14 protein-coding genes are annotated in these 19,581 nt (G+C 70.8%); 6 read left to right on the forward strand and 8 right to left on the reverse strand.

Annotated elements, in window-relative coordinates:
• Positions 1–300 precede the first annotated feature (300 nt).
• From ACIBNE_RS40690 to ACIBNE_RS40700, 3 genes are all read right to left on the reverse strand, one after another.
• Positions 301–1,575 (reverse strand): SufS family cysteine desulfurase, encoded by a 1,275-nt coding sequence (locus ACIBNE_RS40690; protein WP_399281073.1) that lies wholly within the window; start codon positions 1,573–1,575, stop codon positions 301–303.
• A 347-nt stretch (positions 1,576–1,922) separates the two neighbouring features.
• Positions 1,923–2,567, reverse strand: coding sequence for a class I SAM-dependent methyltransferase (locus ACIBNE_RS40695; RefSeq protein ID WP_399281075.1), 645 nt, complete (start codon positions 2,565–2,567; stop codon positions 1,923–1,925).
• Between the two features lie 157 nt (positions 2,568–2,724).
• The gene (locus ACIBNE_RS40700; protein ID WP_399281077.1) at positions 2,725–4,518 is read right to left on the reverse strand and encodes an FG-GAP-like repeat-containing protein; all 1,794 of its coding nucleotides are present in this window, start codon (positions 4,516–4,518) and stop codon (positions 2,725–2,727) included.
• Positions 4,519–4,946: 428 nt separating this feature from the next.
• On the opposite strand from ACIBNE_RS40700, the gene ACIBNE_RS40705 reads away from it, so the two are divergent.
• Together ACIBNE_RS40705 and ACIBNE_RS40710 are read left to right on the forward strand one after the other, a co-directional pair.
• Positions 4,947–5,150, forward strand: a complete 204-nt coding sequence (locus ACIBNE_RS40705; protein WP_399281079.1) for a hypothetical protein — start codon at positions 4,947–4,949, stop codon at positions 5,148–5,150.
• A gap of 134 nt (positions 5,151–5,284) precedes the next feature.
• Complete coding sequence (locus tag ACIBNE_RS40710) at positions 5,285–5,686, forward strand: winged helix-turn-helix domain-containing protein (RefSeq protein WP_399281081.1); 402 nt, start codon at positions 5,285–5,287, stop codon at positions 5,684–5,686.
• Positions 5,687–5,757: 71 nt separating this feature from the next.
• Here the strand turns inward: ACIBNE_RS40710 and ACIBNE_RS40715 are convergent, their stop codons facing one another.
• Together ACIBNE_RS40715 and ACIBNE_RS40720 are read right to left on the reverse strand one after the other, a co-directional pair.
• A complete protein-coding gene (locus tag ACIBNE_RS40715) occupies positions 5,758–7,122 on the reverse strand; it encodes a polysaccharide pyruvyl transferase family protein (protein WP_399281083.1) in 1,365 nt (454 codons plus the stop codon).
• 120 nt (positions 7,123–7,242) lie between these two features.
• The gene (locus ACIBNE_RS40720; RefSeq protein WP_399281085.1) at positions 7,243–8,670 is read right to left on the reverse strand and encodes a GDSL-type esterase/lipase family protein; all 1,428 of its coding nucleotides are present in this window, start codon (positions 8,668–8,670) and stop codon (positions 7,243–7,245) included.
• A gap of 242 nt (positions 8,671–8,912) precedes the next feature.
• Between ACIBNE_RS40720 and ACIBNE_RS40725 the strand changes: the two genes are divergently transcribed.
• A complete protein-coding gene (locus ACIBNE_RS40725; protein ID WP_399281087.1) occupies positions 8,913–10,928 on the forward strand; it encodes a glycosyltransferase in 2,016 nt (671 codons plus the stop codon).
• A gap of 66 nt (positions 10,929–10,994) precedes the next feature.
• Here the strand turns inward: ACIBNE_RS40725 and ACIBNE_RS40730 are convergent, their stop codons facing one another.
• The 3 genes from ACIBNE_RS40730 to ACIBNE_RS40740 all read right to left on the reverse strand — a co-directional run bounded on the left by ACIBNE_RS40730 (position 10,995) and on the right by ACIBNE_RS40740 (position 14,228).
• A complete protein-coding gene (locus tag ACIBNE_RS40730; RefSeq protein ID WP_399281089.1) occupies positions 10,995–12,089 on the reverse strand; it encodes a sensor histidine kinase in 1,095 nt (364 codons plus the stop codon).
• Between the two features lie 235 nt (positions 12,090–12,324).
• On the reverse strand, positions 12,325–12,966 hold the full coding sequence (locus ACIBNE_RS40735; RefSeq protein WP_399281091.1) for a hypothetical protein: 642 nt from the start codon (positions 12,964–12,966) through the stop codon (positions 12,325–12,327).
• Between the two features lie 86 nt (positions 12,967–13,052).
• Positions 13,053–14,228 carry a transglycosylase family protein gene (locus ACIBNE_RS40740; protein ID WP_399281093.1) on the reverse strand — a complete coding sequence of 392 codons (1,176 nt, stop codon included), beginning with the start codon at positions 14,226–14,228 and terminating at the stop codon, positions 13,053–13,055.
• A gap of 559 nt (positions 14,229–14,787) precedes the next feature.
• Here ACIBNE_RS40740 and ACIBNE_RS40745 point away from each other — a divergent pair.
• The 3 genes from ACIBNE_RS40745 (at position 14,788) to ACIBNE_RS40755 (ending at position 19,578) form a co-directional block, all read left to right on the forward strand.
• The gene (locus ACIBNE_RS40745; RefSeq protein ID WP_399281095.1) at positions 14,788–16,125 is read left to right on the forward strand and encodes an Ig-like domain-containing protein; all 1,338 of its coding nucleotides are present in this window, start codon (positions 14,788–14,790) and stop codon (positions 16,123–16,125) included.
• A gap of 134 nt (positions 16,126–16,259) precedes the next feature.
• The gene (locus tag ACIBNE_RS40750) at positions 16,260–18,368 is read left to right on the forward strand and encodes a hypothetical protein (protein ID WP_399281096.1); all 2,109 of its coding nucleotides are present in this window, start codon (positions 16,260–16,262) and stop codon (positions 18,366–18,368) included.
• A 97-nt stretch (positions 18,369–18,465) separates the two neighbouring features.
• On the forward strand, positions 18,466–19,578 hold the full coding sequence (locus ACIBNE_RS40755; RefSeq protein WP_399281098.1) for a hypothetical protein: 1,113 nt from the start codon (positions 18,466–18,468) through the stop codon (positions 19,576–19,578).
• Positions 19,579–19,581 lie beyond the last annotated feature (3 nt).

The raw sequence follows: 19,581 nt of genomic DNA on the forward strand, positions 1-19,581 counted from the left end.
GGTGGTGTAGAGCCACTTGACGTCGTACTCGCGGGTGATCCAGCCCAGCACCACGCCGAGCACGAGACCGGCGACGATCTGGGCCCAGAAGGGGAGCCGTGCCGCGGTGTTTAAGGGTGCCTTCCGGAAGTTCCGGTTCTTAGCAGGGGGACGAGGGCGCAAGGGCCGGACCTTTTCTGTTGTGGGGCTGACGGGGGAGTGCGGACAAGCGGACGAACGGCCACCGCGCTCCGGTTGCGAGGAGTGCGGTGACCGTCCGTCGAACGATGTGCGGCGACCGGGAGGAGTCGCCGGGAGGGGTCAGAGGACCCGGGGGCGCGTCAGGTCGGAAAGTGCCTGGAGGAACGCGTTCACCTCTTCGAGGGTGTTGTACGCGTAGAAGGAGGCCCGGGTCGTCGCGGGCAGCCCGAAGCGCACGCACGCCGGGCGGGCACACAGCTGCCCGACGCGGATGGCGATGCCCCGGGCGTCCATGAAGTCGCCCACCTCGTCGGGGAACGTGTCGCGCACCGCGAAGGAGAGCACGGGGCCGCGGTTCTCCATGTCAGTGGGGCCGATGACCCGCACGCCCGGCATGTCGGCGATGGCGTCGAGGGCGTGCCGGGTCAGTGTCTCGCCGTGCGCCGACACGTTGTCCAGGCCGATGCCGTCGAGGTAGGAGCAGGCGGCGGCGAGCCCGATCGCCTGGGCGACGACCGGGGTCCCCGCTTCGAAGCGGTGCGGGGGCGGGGCGAACACCGCGTGTTCCATGCCCACTTCGTCGTTCATCTCACCGCCGGTGAGGAACGGCGGCAGCAGCGAGAGCAGTTCGGAGCGGCCCCACAGCACGCCGACCCCGGTGGGCCCGCACATCTTGTGCCCGGAGAACGCCATGAAGTCCACGCCGAGCGTGTTGACGTCGAGCGCCAGGTGCGGGGCCGACTGGCAGGCGTCCAGCACCGTCAGCGCACCCACCTGGCGGGCACGCGCCACCAGAGTGTCGACGGGGTTGACGGTGCCGTACAGGTTCGACTGGTGGGTGAAGGCGACCACCCGCGTGGTCCCGTCGATCACCTCGTCCAGCCGGTCCAGGTCGAGCCGCCCGTCCGGCGTGATGGTCAGCCAGCGCAGCTCGGCCCCGGTGTGGCGGCAGAGCTGCTGCCAGGGCATCAGGTTGGAGTGGTGCTCCATCTCCGTGACGACGACGCTGTCGCCCGGACCCAGGGCCAGGGAGCGCAGGTCCCGCTGCGAATGCGGCGCGTTCATCAGGGCGTAGGCCACCAGGTTGACCGCCTCCGACGCGTTCTTCGTCAGCACCACCTCCTCGGCCCTGGCCCCGATGAACGCGGCGATGCGCGCCCGGCTCCACTCGAAGAGGTCGGTCGCCTCCCTGCCGAGCTGGTGGTGGCCGCGCCGCACGTTCGCGTTGTGGAAGCGGTAGAAGTCGTGCTCCGCGTCCAGCACCTGCCGGGGCTTCTGGGACGTGGCCGCGTTGTCCAGGTAGACCAGCGGCAGCCCGTTGTTCACCTTCCGGTTCAGCACGGGGAAGTCGGAACGGACGGAGCCGACGTCGAAGGGGCCGGACGCGGGGCGCACACCGGGCTCCGGACTGTTCCTCAGCAGACGGTGAGGAACGCAGTCACAAGCGGTGTCGAGATGGTTCTGCAAAGGAATTTCCTATCAGTGGGACAGCAGGAATTCGCCCGTGACTCGGGGATTTTCCGCCCCGGGGCCGTGAGAAGACAGAAAGCGAGGAAGGGCAGCTGCTTTCTTGGGGTGACCCCGGGGCGGAAAATCCAAGAGCTCTCGCCTCGGCAAGGCCGAGCGAGTGCATCTGAAACGTACGGTCGAGTCGATCGCCCCACTCCGCTCCGTTGGAGTGGCGGAACAGGCGAAAGTTTTTTCTGCGGTCGACCTTTGGCCCGGATCTCATGGCCCCGATCTCACGGGCGGTGCGCGGTGCCGAGGACATGGGGCGTGGCGGGGTGGGGAACTCCTCCGGGGGGGAAGGGGAATCGGTGGGTCCCGGTCGGGACGAAGCCTGCCAGGACCACCGCCGACTCGGTGTCGCGGCCGGTGTGACAGCCGCCGCAAAGCCGGGGCCAGAGGGTGGAGTCCGCCAGCCGCTGGACGCGGCGAGCGGCCGGCGACGCGGCCCGTACGTGCTCCAGGAAGCGCAGTTCGCCGCCCGGCCGCAGGACGCGGTGCAGCTCGCCGAGGGCGGCGGCCTGGTCGGCGACCGAGCACAGCACGAGACAGGCCACGGCGGCGTCGAAGGAGCCGTCTGCGAAGGGCAGCCGCTCGGCGCGGGCACCGACGACCGCCACGGCCGTACGGGAGCCGGAAGCGGCCCGCCGGGCCGCTTCACGCAGCCGGGGTTCGGGTTCCACGGCGACCGCGCGGCGCACCTCGGGCGGGTAGTGAGGGAAGTTGAGCCCGTTTCCCGCGCCGATCTCGACCACGTGACCGTGCAGGCCGCCCAGGAGCCGTCGGCGGTACGCGTCCAGGCCCGCTCTCCGCAGGACGGGCCCCGCGGCCCTCTCGTAGAGGCGGGCGAAGACGGGGTGGCTGTGGGGGACCGGGGGCATGCGTTCTCACCTGACCTTGTGTTCCGGGCGTGCGGGCCGCTGCTCCGGGCGCTTCGGGCCCCGCTCTGCCGACGGGGCCCGGAAGGCGTGTGCCTTCCGGGCCCCGCTGTGGGCACCGGTCTTCCGTACCGGCCGCTGGTCCGGTCGGCAGGACCGGCTACAGGACGGTGGAGTCGGGGATCTCCAGGTCGAACTTCTTGATGTCGGTGTAGAGGTCGGGTCCGGGCTTGCCGGTGGACTTCCAGGTCTTGGCGATTTCGGCGGTGTTGTCGGTGGCGAAGAGGTCGTCCTTGCCGTCGCCGTCGAGGTCGCCGGCGGCGAGGTTGCCGTAGCGGTCCCAGGTGGAGTTGACGATGACCGGCTTCATGAAGGGGTTGTGGCCCGGGGCGGTGTTCTGGTCGTTGAGCCACACCTTCAGCCGGTTCTGCGGGTCGACCGCGACGAGGTCGGCGAAGCCGTCGCCGTTCACGTCGGCGGCCGTGGTCTGGCCGAAGCCCTTCCACCCGGTCAGCGTCAGCGGCTTCTCGAACGGGTTGCCGGGCTTGCGGCTGCCCCGCCACCACTTCAGTTCACCGGTCGCCTTCTCCCGGGCGACCAGGTCGATCACGCCGTCGTGGTCGAAGTCACCGGCCGTGGTCTCCTCGAACTTCCCCCAGCCCTTGGTCAGCGACTCACGCTCGCCGAACGTGCCGTCGCCCTTGCCGCGCCACAGGTACAGCTGCCCGTTCGCGGCGGCGGCGACCAGGTCGGCCTTCCCGTCACCGTCGAAGTCGCCCGCACTGGTCTGCGTGTAGTTCCACTGGTCGAACAGCTTCTCGCCGCGCCCGAACGTGCCCTTGCCGTCGCCGTTCCAGCGGAACAGCGCCTCGCTGCGCGCGTCCTTCGCGACCAGGTCGGCCTTGCCGTCCCCGGTGAAGTCGGCCAGCTCGCTCTCCTTCACGTCACCCACCGGAAGAGGACGGGACGACCACGCCGGAACTCCGGTCAGCTTGTTCAGCTTCCATTTGTTGCCGGTCCAAGAGTTGTTGGTGCTCTGCAACAGGTAGCCGTTCCCGTTGCCGTCGACCACGAAGGCCCTGGGATCCTCGACGGGGCCCGCGATGGGCTTCGCGGGCTCGGCCGAACCGATCTTCTTGTGGAAGAGCTGGAAGTTCTTCTCGCCCTTGCGCTTGCCGACGTAGAAGAGGTTCTCCGCACGGTCGATGGCGAGCGCCTCGATGCCGCCGAGGCCGCCCTCGACGACCCTGCGCCCGGCCGGGTCCTTGGGGTCGATCTCGACGATCTGCTTGTTCCAGTCGGAGAAGTTGCCCTGCTCACCCACGTAGAGCTTCGCGTTGCCGGGGTTGTAGCTCACGAAGTGGGGGCTCTTCTTGAACTCGGCGATCGCGATCTTCTCGCCGTTCGGCGGGATCATTATCAGTTCGCCCTTGCCGCCCCAGAGCGAGCCCGACAGGAGGTACACGTTGCCGGCCTTGTCCGTGGCCATGTCGCGCACCTCCCAGCCCGGCTTGCTGATGGAGGTGGTGCTGCCGCTCTCCAGATCGATCTTCCAGACGTTCTTGTTGCCGTGCACGTAGAGGTGGCCCATGCAGTCTGCGGCGAGCGCGGTCGCACCGGTGATCCGCTTGTCGTGGGCGACCTCGCTGCGCTTGCCGGTCGCGCTGTCGATGTGCCAGATCTTCTTCTGGTCCTCGATCGTGTAGAGGGAGCCGGTCCCGCTGTAGTCGTAGGTGATGCCCCTGCCCTTGCCGGTACCGCTGGCCAGGAGGGTGTTTTCGATGGCGCGCTGCCCCGCGTCCGCGACAGCGGCGGCGGACGCGGGGGCGACGGGGGCTGCCACGGCGCTCGCGGTGGAGAGCAGGCCTCCCCCGACCACCGCCGCGACCATCAGGGCGCCGATGCCCGCCCTGGTGGTGCGCTGCCCGGTCGATCGGTACGGCAGAAGTGTCATCGTGTGATCCGCTCTTCTTCGGTTCCATCAGGTGCCGCACGGGAATTGCGCACCACTCCTGCGGAGAATTGGCGCAACGGGTGCGGGGTGAAAAGGGTCCGGGGCGGAGATTTTCCCTGTAAAGGTTTCTCCCCTTACGAGTGGACGGGCTGTGCAACCCCTTGAATTCCGCACCCCGGGCCGTAGGAAAACCCTCTCGTGCGGGGAGACCCGGGCAAGCCCGACGATGGATGAAGAAGAGATCCGTTTGGCTACGCGGGGAACTCAATGAGGCGGGACGGCCGGGCCGTTCTTCCGGCGGGGCGCGCCGCATCGCGTGCGCCTGGTCCCACTCGGTCGTCCAGGTGTCGACCTTCGGCCCGGACACGCGGTCGGGGCTGGGAGAAGCTGAAGGGACCCCCCCATTCGACCTCCCGTACGGATGTGCCATGTCCATGAGCGCCCTCATCGTCCGTTTGCTCACCAACCGGCGCAGGGTCCTCCTGCCCGTGGCGGTGATCCTCTGCGCGCTGGGCGTGGTCGTGGTCGCGGCCGCCTGGCTCGGCCGACGCGTGGGCGATGCGCTCGGCCCGCTGATCACCGTCATGCTGCTGACCACCGTCGACCCCTCTTTCCCTCCCGAATCCCTGTGAATCCGATGAATCTGAGTTCCTTCCCTTCCTCCGGCGCCCCCGCCTCCCCGGCGCACCCGCCGGTCCCTGGCCACTCCGGACCCGCCTACACCGGTTCGCGCACGCCCCCCCGGAACCTCCGGCTGCGGTACGTCGTGGACGACCTCCACGACCGCCTCGCCCGCCTGGGTCCTTCGGCGCCGTTGCCGTCCGCGAGCGAGATCGCCCGGAGCTACCGGATCACCGTGCCGACGGCGCAGTTCGCGCGCCGGATGCTCACCACCCGGCTGCGCCCCGCGGCCCGTGCCGGGTCCGCGGCGGCCAGGTACGCGGATTCCGCCTGGCGGCGGGTGGCGGGAGACCTGGAGGAGCGGATCCGTTCCGGACGGCTCCACGGACGCCTTCCCGCCCAGCCGGACCTGGCCGACGAGTACGGCGTGTGCGTGGACACCCTGCGCCGTGCCGTGCGGCTCCTGGCCGACGAAGGGCTCGTCACCCTCTCCGGCCCCAAGGGGACGTTCGTCCGCAAGCCTCTGGGCGGGGTCCCGAGACTCTGAACGGACGGCCGGACGAACGGAGGAGGGCCCCTCAGGGGCCCTCCTCCGTTCGTCCCGCCCGGGTTCGCGGCTCAGCCGATGCCCAACTGGGCCAGGCGCCGCTCCACGGCCTCCAGCCGCTCGCGCAGCTCCGCGTTCTCCTTCGACAGCGCGGCGATCCTCGGCTTGTCCGCCGTGTACTGCAGGGCGCGCTGGTGCAGCCAGCCGATGCGGAACGCCATGTGGCCGTCGTCCTCGCCCTGCCAGGGGCGCAGCGGCGCGGGGAAGTCGAGACGGCTCATGCGGTCCTCGAAGGCGGTGCCGCCGTCACCCCCTTCGGCGAAGGTGTTGGGGACGCGGTTGCGGGCCAGGAAGGACGCGTAGCGCCGGTACCGCTCGCCGTGTCCGGCCAGCATCGGCCGGTAGTCGGCGGACGCGTAGAGCTCTTCGGGGCGCGGTACGGTCCCCGCGTCCTGCGGCAGTTGCCGGTGGGGGATGGCGAAGTACCGGCAGAGCTCGATCGTGCGGGAGTCGTGCCCCAGCACGACGGCGGGGGTGCCGGCGAGCAGCGCCGTGATGTTGCCGTGGATGCGGGTGCCGTAGGAGAAGTCGCGGCGGCGCAGCTCGGCCATCCACGTCACCGGGTCGAGCGGGACGCGGGTCTTGCCCTCGCGGACCAGGGGGTGCGAGAACAGCCGGGGGAAGGGCGCTTCGGTACCGGCCGCCACCGAGGTGTCGCCCCAGAAGAGCAGCTTCGCGTCGCGCAGGTTCTGGGCGAAGTAGAGCAGGTCGGGGAAGCGCCGGTGGGCGTCGTCGACCATCTCGGTGACCGGGCCGCGCCCCGCCGCGTCCTCGGAGAAGTTGACGGCCAGCCGGGTGCCGGGACCGAACTCGGCCACCGGCCGGGGCGCGGGGAAGTACGGGCCGTAGTGGAACATGGAGGGGCAGCCGATGACCTCGACGACGTCGTCGCCGAAGCCCAGTTCCGCCAGGTAGCGCGCGGTGAGTTCGCCGCGCACGCCCACGCTCGCGGACCGTTCGAGCACCGCCCGCATGAAGGCGCGGACCGAGTCCGCCATGGGCTCGAGGCGGCGCGTCGAGTAGTCGGCGTTCGCCTGGGCGCCCACCCCGATGACCGCGACCGGGATCGTCAACTGCTCGACCAGGGTGGTGAGTTTGCGCAGGCTTCCCTCCCAGGAGGGACGGAAGGCGTTCGCCAGGGGGATGACGAAAAGGTCGTAGGAGGCGTTGATCCGGGCGGCGTTGGCGGCCGAGGCGTCGGTCGCCAGACCGGGCGTGGAGGACGTCTCCACGCCCGGTGCGGAGACGGTCTTGAAGACGGAGTCGCTGAAGACCAGGTTCCCCGAGTTCGTGCCGATCAAGTCTTGGCGGATGAACTGTTCCGGCGTGCGGACCTGGAAGGGGCTCTTCCCGGCTCTGATCAGTACCCGAGACACGGCGGCGGGCTCCTCAAATGTCGTTGGACTCGTTCGGTGCTGGAAGTGCTGGAAGGTCTGGAGTTCCGGCGGGCCCGGTGCGCTGCGGGTACCCGCGGGCGAAGGAGAGGGGGGCGGCCGTCAGTCCAGCATCCGGCGCGCGCCTTCCGGCCGTTCGCGCTTGATGTGCGGACAGACCCGCCCCGGAGCGCAGTGCACCCACCCCTCCGGGTCCCGGCGCAGCCAGTGCGAGGAGGGGATGGCGACCGCGGTGAACGGGTGCGGCAGGGGCGCGGAAGGTATGCCGTTGCGCACCGCCAGGAACCGCACCTCGTGCCGACCGGGCCGCCAGTCGTGCGGCAGCTTGAACCGCCAGGCGCCCGCCCCGTCCACCGGGCTCTCCCCGAGGAACCTGCCCTCGCTCAGCGCCACCACCTTGGACGTGCCGGGCGCCGCGGTACCGCGGAACACCGGCCGGGGCCCGTTGGTGCTGCCTGCCTCGGGCTTGGTCACCTCCGGCGGCGGCAGCGGGGGCGCGACCTCGAAACGGACGGCGCCGGGAAGCGAACGGCCGCTTGGACCGATCGCCACCACCTCCACCCGGTGGGTGCCCACCGGCCAGGCCGTCGGCCTGCGCCACAGCCACGATCCGTCGTCGGCGACGGGGGTGGCGCCGAGCACCTCGCCCCCCGAGAGGAACACGACCTGCCCGGCTTTTGCGGGGGCGGTTCCCCGGAGACGGGGCGTCGGAGCCACCGCGGCGCCGTCCGCCGGAGCCAGCACCACCGGGGCCGCCGCAGTCCGGGGCTCGTCCGGTGCCTCCGCGAGTCGCCGCCGTGCCCGTCCGGCGTCCCAGGGCATCGCGCGCGGCGGGGGCACGTCGCCGGCCGCCTCGGCGCGCACGGACAGCCCGGCGCGCGACAGCTCCCGCGCGGCCAGCTGGGCCACGGCCCGCGCGCCCTGCGGATTGAAGTGCAGCGTGTCGACGATGCCCCGGGGCTGCTCCTGCGGCTTCTCCCCGGCTTCGAACCACCGGAAGTACCCGCGGGCGCGCTCGGGACCCATCCGTCCGAAGAGGTCGCGCGTCGACTGCTGGAGATCGACCAGGACGCAGTTCCTGTCCGCCGCCACCCGGCGCAGGTGGGGGGAGTAGTCACCCGATGCGGTATCGAGGGCTCCCGAAGGGCCGAAGATGTGGCGGGAGGGCTGCGTCACGAAGACCGGAGTCAGCGACCGCTCGCGGAGCTGGTCGACGTAGAGGTGGGCGTACGCCGTGTACTCCTCGGGAGTCGCGTACAGGTCGGGCCTGGCGATCGCCTGGTCGCAGACCCCGAAGCAGAACAGGAAGACGTCGCCGGGCCGCATGCCGTCCAGCACGGTCGGCAGCCGGTGGGTGAAGTAGTGAGCGGCGGTGAAACTGTCCTTCGAGGTGTTGACGACCTGGGTCCCTGCCCCGAGGTGTTCCCCGAGGTACTGTCCCCAGCCTGCCAGGGCCGTCCTGCTGCCCGGCCGCTCTGCCGCGACCGAGTCGCCGGCCACGACCAGGCTGGGGGCGGGATGGGCGATCATTTCTTGAGGCCTTCCTCGTCATGCCGGATGCGGTACGAACGTATCCATGAGACGACAGACCCCCAGTCGATCCGACGGGCAAAAGTTGATCGATTGCCTTACTTCGCATGGGATTGTGCGCCAAGGGCGCTGATACGCTCGTTTCGGAAAGCATTTTCCTCTTAAATCGGTCGACCCTTGAGTGGTTTCGCGCCGGGGGAAAACTCGTGCGTCTTTGCACGTCGTCGCCTGAAGGGATTCCCGTGAAGATTTCATTTCTGGTGCGCAATGCTTATGCGCGGACCGGCGGGGTGACGACCAGTGTCTTCGCGCTCGCGTCGGCACTCGTGGGCGAGCACGACGTGGACGTCGTCTCGATGGTGCGCGGGAGGGACGAGATCAGCCGGCCGAGTGACCGCCGCGTCACCGTGCACGCGCTGGTGGACCGGCGTCCCGACGCGTCGACCTTCGACGGGAACCACCCGCTCTACGCCCGGCCTGCCAAGATCTTCCCCGCCGCGGACCGGGCCAGGGCCATGGATGCCAGCCGCCTGACCGAGGTGCGGCTTCAGGAGTACCTGGCCGACCGTCGCCCCGATGTCGTCATCGCGACCAGCATCGGGGAGATGTGTCTCCTGAGTCGGCTCGCGCCTGCGGAGACCATCAAACTGGGGCAGATGCACGCGGCCTTCGACAACTGTTCCGAAAGCCGACTCGCGGTGCTGCGCGAAGCGGCCCCGGATCTGGACGGACTGATCAGCGTCATCGAAGGGGACGCCGCCCTGTGGGCCAAGGCGGTCGCAGACACCGAATTGAGTGTCCGGTGCATACCCAATATCACCGAACCCCATCCACGAGCTCTCTCCGACCTGAGCTCGAAGATCGTCATAGCGGCGGGCAGCCTCAACGCGAACAAGGGGCACCGCGTGCTCGTCGACGCTTTCCGGCGCGTCGTCGACCTGCGCCCGGACTGGAAACTCCGCATTTACGGCGCAGGGCCGCTGGAGCAGAAGCTACGCGACCAGATCTCCGCCCTCGGGCTTCAGAACAACGTTTCCCTGATGGGATTCAGCCGGAACCTCCGGGACGAGTTCGCCAAGGCATCGATCATGGCGATGCCGTCGTTCCACGAAGCCGCGCCCCTGGTGGTTCGCGAAGCGATGTGGGCGGGAGTACCGGTCGTCACCACCGCCACCAGCGGGCCCATGGAACTGGTGCGGCACGGCGTGGGCGGACTGGTCACCCCGGTCGGAGACCCGGAGGCCATGGCCGGAGCGATCCTCGCGCTCATCGAGCGGGAGGACGAGCGCCGCGCGATGGGAGAGGCCGCGCACCGCCTCTCCGTCGGTGCCGATGGCGGAACCGAGGAGAGGGTCGTCGGCGCCTACGACAGGCTCTTCCGGGAGCTCTCGGACGGGCGTTTCACACCCCTGGACGTGGTGTGGCACGCGGCTCGGGACGGCGGCCTGTCCTTCCTGCTGCCCTGTGGGAACGATCCGGCGAACGCCCGCGAACTCGACCTCAGGCTCACCCCCGTCGGCGCGGCGGAAACGGAGACCGCGGCCCGCCTCCCCGACGTCGTCGTCCCCTTCGTGCCGACCAGCGACGAAGGGACGACCCGGTGCGCGACCGTGGCCCCCGGCCCCCGCTCCCTCCCCGAGGGCGAGTGGTGGGCGTACGTCGAGGACCGGCACAGCGGCGAGCGCTGGGACCTGAGGATCAGCGGGTACGACGGCCGGGCGCTGCTCGCGGGCGCGGACGAACGGCCCGCCGGGCAGCCCGTCGTGCACCGGATCGTCCACGCGCCCGGTGTCAGCTCCCGCGCGCTCGTGCGCTCCTGGGTCAGGGACGCGCACCTCGAAGTGGAGCGGGTGGAGTACGAGCCCGGCAGGGCGCTGATCACCTGCCGACCCATCGGCCGGGACACGGTGGTCGAGTCCGTGCGACTGCACAGCAGGACGGGCGGGCACCTGGACGCCTCCGCGCGCGTGACGCCCGCGCCCGGCGGCCGGGTCGTGGTGACCCTCGAAGAGGGCGGGATACCGGACGCGGGCGGCAAGCGCTCGGTCTGGGACCTGCGGGCCGTGGCCGTGTCGGGAAGCGGCGTCCACACCGTTCCGCTGGGCAAGGTCCTGCGCGACTACGCGGACGTCAAGCACGTGGACCGGCAGCCCGACTTCGAGATCGGGGGCGGAGCGGCGGGCCCCAGGAAGGCCCGGCTCACCTTCACCGACCACGGCGACCTGGCGCTGCTCGCCGACCGCGTCCAGACGCCCTGACCCGCGGGGCGTCCCGGCGCGCCCCACGGCGCGGGAGCGCCCTCCCCGCACCGTCCGGCCGACGGCTCAGGAGTCGTCGGCCGGACGGTAGGGCAGGGTGCAGTGCAGCCGGAAACCGCCGTGCGAGGTGGCGTTCGCGTGCAGCGAGCCGCCGGCCTGTTCGTACGACTTCCTGAGTCCGGTCAGCCCGAGTCCCCCCGAGTCGCGCAGCCCCGAACGCATGCGGCTCCGGGTGTTGGTGAGCCGCAGGTGGATCTCGTCCCGGTCCGTGTACAGCTCCAGGACGACCTGCGCACCGGCCGCGTACTTGGTCGCGTTGGTCAGCCCCTCCCGGGCGGCGCGCTGGAGCAGCAGTGCCTGGTCGCCGGGCATGTCGGCGATGCCCTCCTCGATGAGCGGGGTGACGTCCATGCCGGTCGCGCGCAGATTGCGGACGAGACTGCCGAGAAAGCGCCCGATGTCCTCCGTACTGGCCGCCGAGGCCGGAGAGGAAAACACGTTCAGGATCGACCGGACGTCGGCCATGGCTTCCCGGGACACGGTCTCGATCAGTCCGGCCCGCTCGCGCAGGTCGGGGTCGTCCCCCACGCGCGTCCCCAGCGCCGCTGCCTGGAGGGTGAGCACGGTGAGCCGGTGTCCGAGCACGTCGTGGGCGTGCCAGGCGATCCTGGTCCGCTCCTCCAGCACGGCGAGGTCGGCCGCCTGGCTCGTGGTGGCCTGGGCGCGGGCGACCCTGGCCCGCATGACCTCCATGGCCACGCGGTAGCGCCGGGTGCTCTCGCCGAAGAGGGCGGGCGCGACGACGACGAACAGGATCGTGTACTCCTTGTACATCGCTGGTGCGACCAGCCCCTCCGACGGCCGCTGCGGGGTGACGAAGTACAGGAAGGCGGCGCCGCACAGCACGAGCCAGCGCGCGCTTCCCCCGTACAGCATCAGCATGGCCGTGGAAACCAGGAAAGGAAACGCGATGTTGGCCGCCGGAACGAGGAACAGGGCGAGGGTCAGCAGGAACACGGGGAGCGGAAACCTGCGGGAGAGCAGCAGGCTCGCGGACGCGACCCAGATCAACACGATGACGCTGTGGTGCCAATATCCGAGATCAACGGTGTAATCCGTGTAGAAGACGAAGGTGGAACAGACGGCGCTCGCCACGGACATGGCGATCAGAAGCGCGGTCCCGAATTTCTTGTGCTCGCGGAGAGCGGCGGCCCGTTGCCTGAGTGATGTAAAGAAATGATGCATGGGACAGCAGAGAGTAGCAGTGCGCGGGCGGAATGCCGCAGCCATCCGTGACCGGCCTGGAAAACGAACGAGAAACGTTTCGGGGCGGGCGACGCGCATTCAGCACGACAGAACTGTCACCCGCCCTGTCCCCCTCCCCCCCCCGCCAGGTTCAGCAGTCGTCGGATTCTTCGGTTTCGACGTCGGAACCGGTGCCGTCGGCCCTGGCGCCCGCTCCCGAGCGCGGCACGAGCGCCGCTTCGCCGGGGTCCCCGTCGACGTCCAGCGGCAGCCGCTGCCCGCCGAGGTCCTCGCTCCAGAACCAGTCCTGCCCGCTGCCGTCGCCCCAACCGGCGTCCAGCTCCTCGATGCTGACGCGGTCGATCATGCCGTCTTCCACGAAGTCGTTGGTCCAGACGTAGCCGTTCCCGTCCGAGAGGGCGACGTGGCCGACGGAACCGACGCCCGGCCACCACACCGGCGCTCCGGCGGGCGGAACCGTTCCGTAGTGCCGCGAGGTCGTCGCGCCTGCGGCCTCCTCCGCCGTGGCGTGCCAGTCGACGCCGCCCCATGCCTGCGACACGGCCCCCAGGCACAGGTGGGACCAGTCGGTCGAGCCGCTGTCGTGCTGCTCCGTCATGAAGGCGACCGCGTCCCGCGACGAGAGGAGGCGGTCGGCGTCGTCGGCGTGCGCGGTGCCCGTGCCGACGGCGGCGAGCGCGACGGCGGCCGCCCCGCCCAGCAGGGCGGAGCGCAGGGCGCGCGTCCGGCGCGCCGCGGTGGTGTGGTCCTCGGTGGTGCGGGAGAAGAGCACGGGAAGTCCTTCCGGGGGTTCGAATCGGTTCCACGGGCATTCGACGGAATGCGAAGTGCCCGGCACTCGCGAAGGGGTGATGCGACTCAGGCGGTGACGCCGTGAGCGGCCAAGTAGGCGGCGGGGTCGGTGTGCGCGCCGTAGTCGTTGCTCGTGCGGGCCTCGAAGTGCAGGTGCGGGCCGGTGGAATTGCCGGTGCTGCCCGCGAGTCCGAGCCGCAGGCCGCCGGAGACGTCCTGGCCCGCGGAGACCGAGACCGAGCCGAGGTGCGCGTACAGGGTGAAGTACCCGTCCTCCATCCGGACCACGACGGCGTTGCCGTACGCGCCCTCCCAGCCCGCGGAGACGACCGTGCCGGGCCCCGCCGCCTTGACGGTGGTGCCTTCGGGGACCGCGAAGTCGATGCCCGTGTGGTACCCGGCGGCCCAACTTCCCGGTTGGCGGTACGGGGTGGTGACCGTTCCGCCGTCCACCGGTGAGGTCCAGGCGGAGTCCGCGCGGTCGGCGGCACGGGAGGGCGCGGAGGAACCGGCGGCGTCGGCATCGGCGGCACGGGACTCGGCGGCACCGGGTTCGGCGGTGCCGGAGGCGGTATCTGAGGTGGCGTCGGGCACGGCGGTGCCGTAGTAGAGCCGCTGGCCGGGGAAGATCAGATCAGGGTTCGCCGCCGAGTTGGTCTCGACGAGGTCGCTCAGGGGGATTCCGAGGCGGGCGGCCAGGCCGCTCAGCGTGTCGCCGCTGCGCACCGTGACGGAGTGCGGGGCGTCGAGCGGCGACTGCTTCGCGGGCTTCTCCGCACCCTGCCGCTGAGACTGTGCGGTCACCCGCGCGACGCGCTCCGAAGCGGCGGCGCCGTCCTCGTCGCCCTCGTCGCCCTCGTCGGCGTCCTCCCGGCTCAGGCCCGCCTGCCCGGAGCACACCGGCCACGCGCCCGGCCCCTGCCCGGCGAGCACCTTCTCGGCGATGGCGATCTGCTGCTCCTTCGACGCCCGGTCGGCCCGCTCCGCGTACTGGCCGCCGCCGAACTCCTGCCAGGTGCTCGCGGTGAACTGGAGCCCGCCGTAGTAGCCGTTGCCGGTGTCGGCTGACCAGTCGCCGCTCGCCTCGCACTGGGCCACGGCGTCCCAGGTGGAGGCGGTTGCCGCGGCGGCCGGGGGCGCGGCGACGGCGGCGGCTGCCGCGTACGCACCCAGCGTGCCGAGGGCGAGCGACACGGCGAGGGGGGTGGTGCGGCGGACGGAGGACTTGCGGTGAGAAGGCACGGCGGGATTCCTCGGGGGTGCGGGGGGACGGCGCTTCACACGCCTTCAAGATGACTTGTCGACAATCGAGCATGTGGGAATCCGTGCGGGGGTGGTGGCCGTGAAGGGTGACGATGCGGTCGACGGAAGTGGACGGCGGGACGTGCACTGCCTTACGGGGCGCGGCGCGGATACGGCCAAAGGGTGACGCGTCGCGGCCGAAAGGCTCGAAAGAACGCGAAAGGCCGCGTACGGAACTGGCCTCGCGGCCGCGCAGACGAGAAGTCGAATGCGGCAAGAGGAGTGGTGGAATCCTTTTTCACGACCACTAAAGGCCTTTAGTCATGTTTCCGACCCGGTGTTCGTATTTGACTTGCGGTGGCGTTTCTTTTTGTTGCAGGGTTGATTTACAAGATCGTTTCGATTTGGGGAAAGTGGAAAATTGCCTTTGAGGAAAATTTTCGCGATCACCGGGAAAGGCGGATCCTGTCGGCAGGGCGAATTACCGCCGGGACGGACCCGCAAGGCGCAGGGAAGGCCGGCGCGGACCGCGGGCCGCAGCGGCTGGGCGCGCGCCGTCGTGGGAACGTTCGTGGCCGGCGCGGTGACGGTCGGCGGCGGGGCGGACGCGCTGGCGGCCCCGGCCCCCGGCACGGAGCGCGCCGCCGGGACGTGCGGCTCGCCCGCGGTCTTCGCGGACCCGAGGGAGGCCGCGGTGGGGCAGGACGTACGGATCTACGGCAACCCCGCCGTGGAGAACGAGGTCGTCAACCTCACGACCCGCACGGGACCGACCCAGATCGACCTGCGGACCGCGTCCCGGGGATGCGTCTTCACCTTCGTGCTCCCCGCGAGCACCCTCGACGAGGGTTACCACAGCCTGCGGGTCGCGCCGGACGGCAGCCCCCCGCCCTGGGACAGGGCCATCGGATTCACCTACGGCCGCCGAGGCACGGGCGCCCCGGCGGCCTTGGACGACCACGTGTCGACCAGCAGGAACCGGCCGGTGCGGGTGGACGTCCTGGACAACGACTCGGGCGACGGCATCCGCCTCGACGGCGTCACCACGGCCCCGCTGCACGGCAGGACCGGGGTCGACGGCGACCGGATCGTCTACACCCCCGCCGAGGGGTTCGTCGGCACGGACCGGTTCCGCTACCGGATCCGGGACAGGAAGGGCCGCACCGCACAAGCCACGGTCCACGTCGACGTCTCGGCCGGCGAGCCGGGCCGTCCCTGGCTGATCGTGCGGTCCAACGGAGACGGACAGAAGACGCTGACCGGCGGCCGCTTCGCCGAGCGCCTCTCGGTGAAGGTCGTCGACGGCCCCGGGGACCCCCTGCCCGACCAACAGGTGATGTTCGAGATCCAGGGAAACTCCGGCTCCGTCTTCGCCACGCGCCGCGACGGACAGGGCGGCGGGAAGCCCCGGGCGGGCGGCGGGCGCGTCACCGTGCCCACCAACGCGCGGGGCGAGGCGACCGCTCCGGACATCGTGGCCGGCCCGAACCCCGGCGTCTTCCACGTGCGCGCCACCGTGGCCGGTCACGAGCACCTGACCACCGAGTTCACCCTGGCCCTGGAGCGCGGCGGACCACAGCGCCTGGAGGTCGTCGGCGGCGACGGACAGACCGTCGCCGCGGGCGAGGAGTTCCAGCCCGTCGACGTGGTGCTCTACAACGCCGCCGGTGCCCCCGTGGCCGGGCAGCGGGTCTCGTTCCAGATCCGCGGCGCGAGCGGCAGCACGTTCAGCGGAAGCGGACGGACCGAGATGGAGTCCCCCGCCACCGACAGCAGGGGGCGCACGGCCAGTGACTTCATCACGGCCGGCCGCCGTCCCGGAGAGGTGGAGGTCGCCATCACGAGCCCCGCGCTTCCCAGCGGCACCGAGTACTACGTCTACCTCCGCATCACCTGAGACCGGTGACCGGTCGTCTCCGGTCTCACGGCTTCACAGCGAGGTGGGAGCACTCCCGCTCGCACGGCTTTCGAAAAGGAACCATGAATCAGGTATCGCGTGTCGTGGTCGCCGCATCGGTTGCGGCCACGTTGATGACTCCTCTGGCACTGACCGCTCCCGCGGGAGCGGCGGCAGGACCGGCGAAGGGGTTCGTGGCGGTCGCGGCCGACCGCACGCCGTTCGCGGCGGTGGAGGACCTCCAGTTGGGCGGCAAGCAGCCCGCGGCCTCGCGGGTGGCGCCCGACGGCCGGATCTGGGTCCCCGAAGTGGGAGCGGCGCAGATCGAGATCCTGGACGACGAGGGCAAGAAGATCCTGGGGAGGGTCTCCTTCCCCCAGGATCCGCTGATCGGAGGCAAGGCACCGCAGCCGAGGACCGTGGCGTTCGAGGCGGACGGCACGGCGTGGGTGCTGTTCGCCAACGCAACGGGAGCCGTCGGCCGGGTGGCGGCGGACGGGACGTTCGACAAGTACTACGACGTGAGGACGGGCGACGAACAGGACACGCCGTCGTTCCGCGACGTGGTGGTGGAGCCCGGGGGCCGGGTGTGGCTGAGTGACGAGAAGAGCCAGAACGGTCCGGGCCGTTTGGTGTACTTCGACGCCGAGAACCCCGAGACGACGAAGAAGCAACTGGCACTGGGCGGCGGCAAGCAGGTCAAGCCCACGATGCTCGCTCTCGACGCGGAGCGGAAGAAGCTACTGGTGACGCTGTCGGGCACCGGGGCGAACGTACTGCCGGGCATGGCGGTCGTCGACACGGCGGCGGCCACGCCCACCTCGCGGGCCGTGGTGCTCGAAGACCCCAGCCACGTACACAACCTTCTGGGCATCGCGCTGCTGGGCGGCAAGGCCTGGATCTCCTCCGAACAGGGCAACTGGATACGTCCGTTCGACTACCAGGGCGAGTCGCCCGCCTTCGGCGCGCCGGTGAACGTGCCGAGCGGGCTCAGCGCACCCAGGGCTCTGATGGTCGCCGAAGGACAACTGTGGGTCGCGGCGTACGGCCGGGGCGGAAAGGGCGCGGGCGTCTTCCAGATGGACCCCTCGGGGCGCGTGGAGAACACCCTGCGCAGGGACGACGGCAGCGCGGTGTACGCGGTCAACGCCCTGAAGAGCGGGAGGATCGGGTTCACCGACTACCTCAAGCACACCTACAGCGTCTACACCGCCGCCCTGGCCGACACGCTCGAAGCGGCCGCGGGCATGGACGGCTTCGCCGAACCGGGCGGTAAGGAGTTCCGGCCCGGACCGACCGTCACCGCCCTCAAGGAGGGGGTCCCGGTCGAGGGTGCCCAGGTCACGTTCACCGTGCAGCAAGGCGACCCGACCGGCTCCTACTTCGAGCAACAGGGTGCGCAGACCAGGACCGCCGTCGTCACCACCAACGCCCGGGGCGAGGCCACGGCCCCGCTGCGATCCGGTGCCGAGGACGGCAGCTTCACCGTCATCGCCGAGGCGGCGGGCGTGGCCCGGCCCGTCTCCTTCCGCGAGACGGTCGGCGAGCTGGCCGCACCCACCGACGCGGACCTGTCGGGCTCGGGCCAGTACGCCATCCAGGGCGAGCGGTTCACGGAACCGCTCGCGCTCACCCTCTCCAACACGAAGGGGCCCATCAAGAACGTGTCCGTCTCGTTCAGCGTGGACGACGGCGCCCACGCCCAGTTCCTGCTGGAGGACGGCAGTTCGTCCACCACGGTCCGGGTCACCACGGACAACCGGGGCCGGGCCACCGCACCGCCGCTGATCGCCGGGACCGGCAAGGAGGCGAAGGGCGAGTTCTCCGTGACGGTGGGCTCCCCGGCCGTGGCACGGCCCCTCCAAGCGGTCGGGACCGTGACCGGCAAGCCCGTGGACATCCACGTGGACGACCGGGGCGCCGACCTCGACGGCACCCCGGGGGAGACCCTCTCCCACGCGGGTCTCGTCCTCGCCGACGCGGACGGAGATCCGGTCCCCGGCTTCCCCGTGACGTTCGTGTCCACCGACCCCGAGCAGGTGTACTTCGGCACGGGCGCGGCCTACCAGCAGGTACGCACCAACGCGAAGGGCGAGGCGGTGGTCGGTACCGACAACGGCATCGACCTGACGGTCAGCCCGACGGCCGAGCCGGGGCGGCAGGTGAAGCTGGTCGCCCACGCGAACAGCGCCGAGGGCGAGGAGCTCGCCGAATTCACGATCACCGTCAACCCCACTTTCTAGCCGGCAACGGGAACGACCACGGAGGACGGCCATGGCAGCGGGAGGACGACCGGATCCGGAACAGCCCCGTGGAGAAACCTCTTCATGGCCACCGGGCGTGAACAGACGCCGTTTGCTGGCTGGGGGACTGCCGCTGGCCGCCGCCGCGACCCTGGCCACGGCGGGCAGCGCCCGCGCCAGTGGCCGTGTCGGCGCTGCGGACCGTCCCGGGGCCGGCGCCGGGTCGGTGAACCGGGCCGTGCTCAAGCTGGTACGGGGCGACCACCAGACCGAGGACCCCAACCGGGTCTTCTCCGACCTGAAGGTCCAACTGGTGGGCGAGTTCGGCCCGGTACCTGACGTCCCGGTCACGTTCACCGTGCTTCCCGGGACCGGCAGCACCTTCCCCGGCGGCGCTGTCGAAACGCGGGTGCGGACCGACGACCGCGGATACTGCACGGCTGCCCCGCTGACCGCCCGTTCCCCCGGGGGAAAGTTCCAAGTCAGGGTCACAGCGCCCAACGCGCTGGACGCGCATTTCGACCTGGAGGTCGGCGGGGGAAGCGCGGGGGAGTTGCTGCTGGCGGTCGACGGCTCGGGCCAGCAGGCGCCGCCCGGCACTCCGTTCCAGGGCCTACGTGCCCGGGCCCTGGAACGGGACGGGACCCCGCTGCCCGGCCGTACCGTCGTCTTCGCCGTTCCCGCGACGGACACCACCGGAACGCGCTTCCCGGGCAACGCCCTGGAAGCCATCGCCGAGACCGACGCCACGGGGCACTGCGTCTCTCCCGCGCCACTGGCGGGCGCCACCGAAGGGACACTCACCGTGGACGCGCTGTTGCGCGGTTCCACGGCCCGCACCGCCTTCCACCTCACTGTCTCCACCGGCGCCGGGGGAGGCGCCCAACTCGTCCCGCAGCCGCCCACGGACCAGACCGTGCAGCCGGGCGAGGTGTACGCCGACCCGCTGGCCGTCCGCGTCCAACGGCCCGACGGCACGGGGGTCGCGCGCCATCCGGTGCGGTTCACCCTGCTCGGGGACACCCGTGCCCGCTTCACGGACGGCACCGTCGAGCACCTCGCCGTGTCCGGCGGCGACGGGATCGTCCGCTCCTTGCCCGTACGGGCCTCCAGCGACTACGGCACCACCACGCTGGCCGTCGCCTTCAGCGTCGGCGGCGCGGTAGGGCACGGCGAATTCACCCTCACCACTTCCTCCACCAGGAAATAGCGA

The sequence above is a fragment of the Streptomyces sp. NPDC050504 genome (assembly GCF_044458065.1).
Lineage (GTDB): Bacteria > Actinomycetota > Actinomycetes > Streptomycetales > Streptomycetaceae > Streptomyces.

Excerpts from the sequence above, each read along its gene's own strand:
- ACIBNE_RS40695 (WP_399281075.1), bottom strand. The coding sequence starts at position 2,567 with ATGCCCCCGGTCCCCCACAGCCACCCCGTCTTCGCCCGCCTCTACGAG.
- ACIBNE_RS40700 (WP_399281077.1), bottom strand. The coding sequence starts at position 4,518 with ATGACACTTCTGCCGTACCGATCGACCGGGCAGCGCACCACCAGGGCG.
- ACIBNE_RS40705 (WP_399281079.1), top strand. The coding sequence starts at position 4,947 with ATGTCCATGAGCGCCCTCATCGTCCGTTTGCTCACCAACCGGCGCAGG.
- ACIBNE_RS40720 (WP_399281085.1), bottom strand. The coding sequence starts at position 8,670 with ATGATCGCCCATCCCGCCCCCAGCCTGGTCGTGGCCGGCGACTCGGTC.
- ACIBNE_RS40730 (WP_399281089.1), bottom strand. The coding sequence starts at position 12,089 with ATGTCCGTGGCGAGCGCCGTCTGTTCCACCTTCGTCTTCTACACGGAT.
- ACIBNE_RS40750 (WP_399281096.1), top strand. The coding sequence starts at position 16,260 with ATGACTCCTCTGGCACTGACCGCTCCCGCGGGAGCGGCGGCAGGACCG.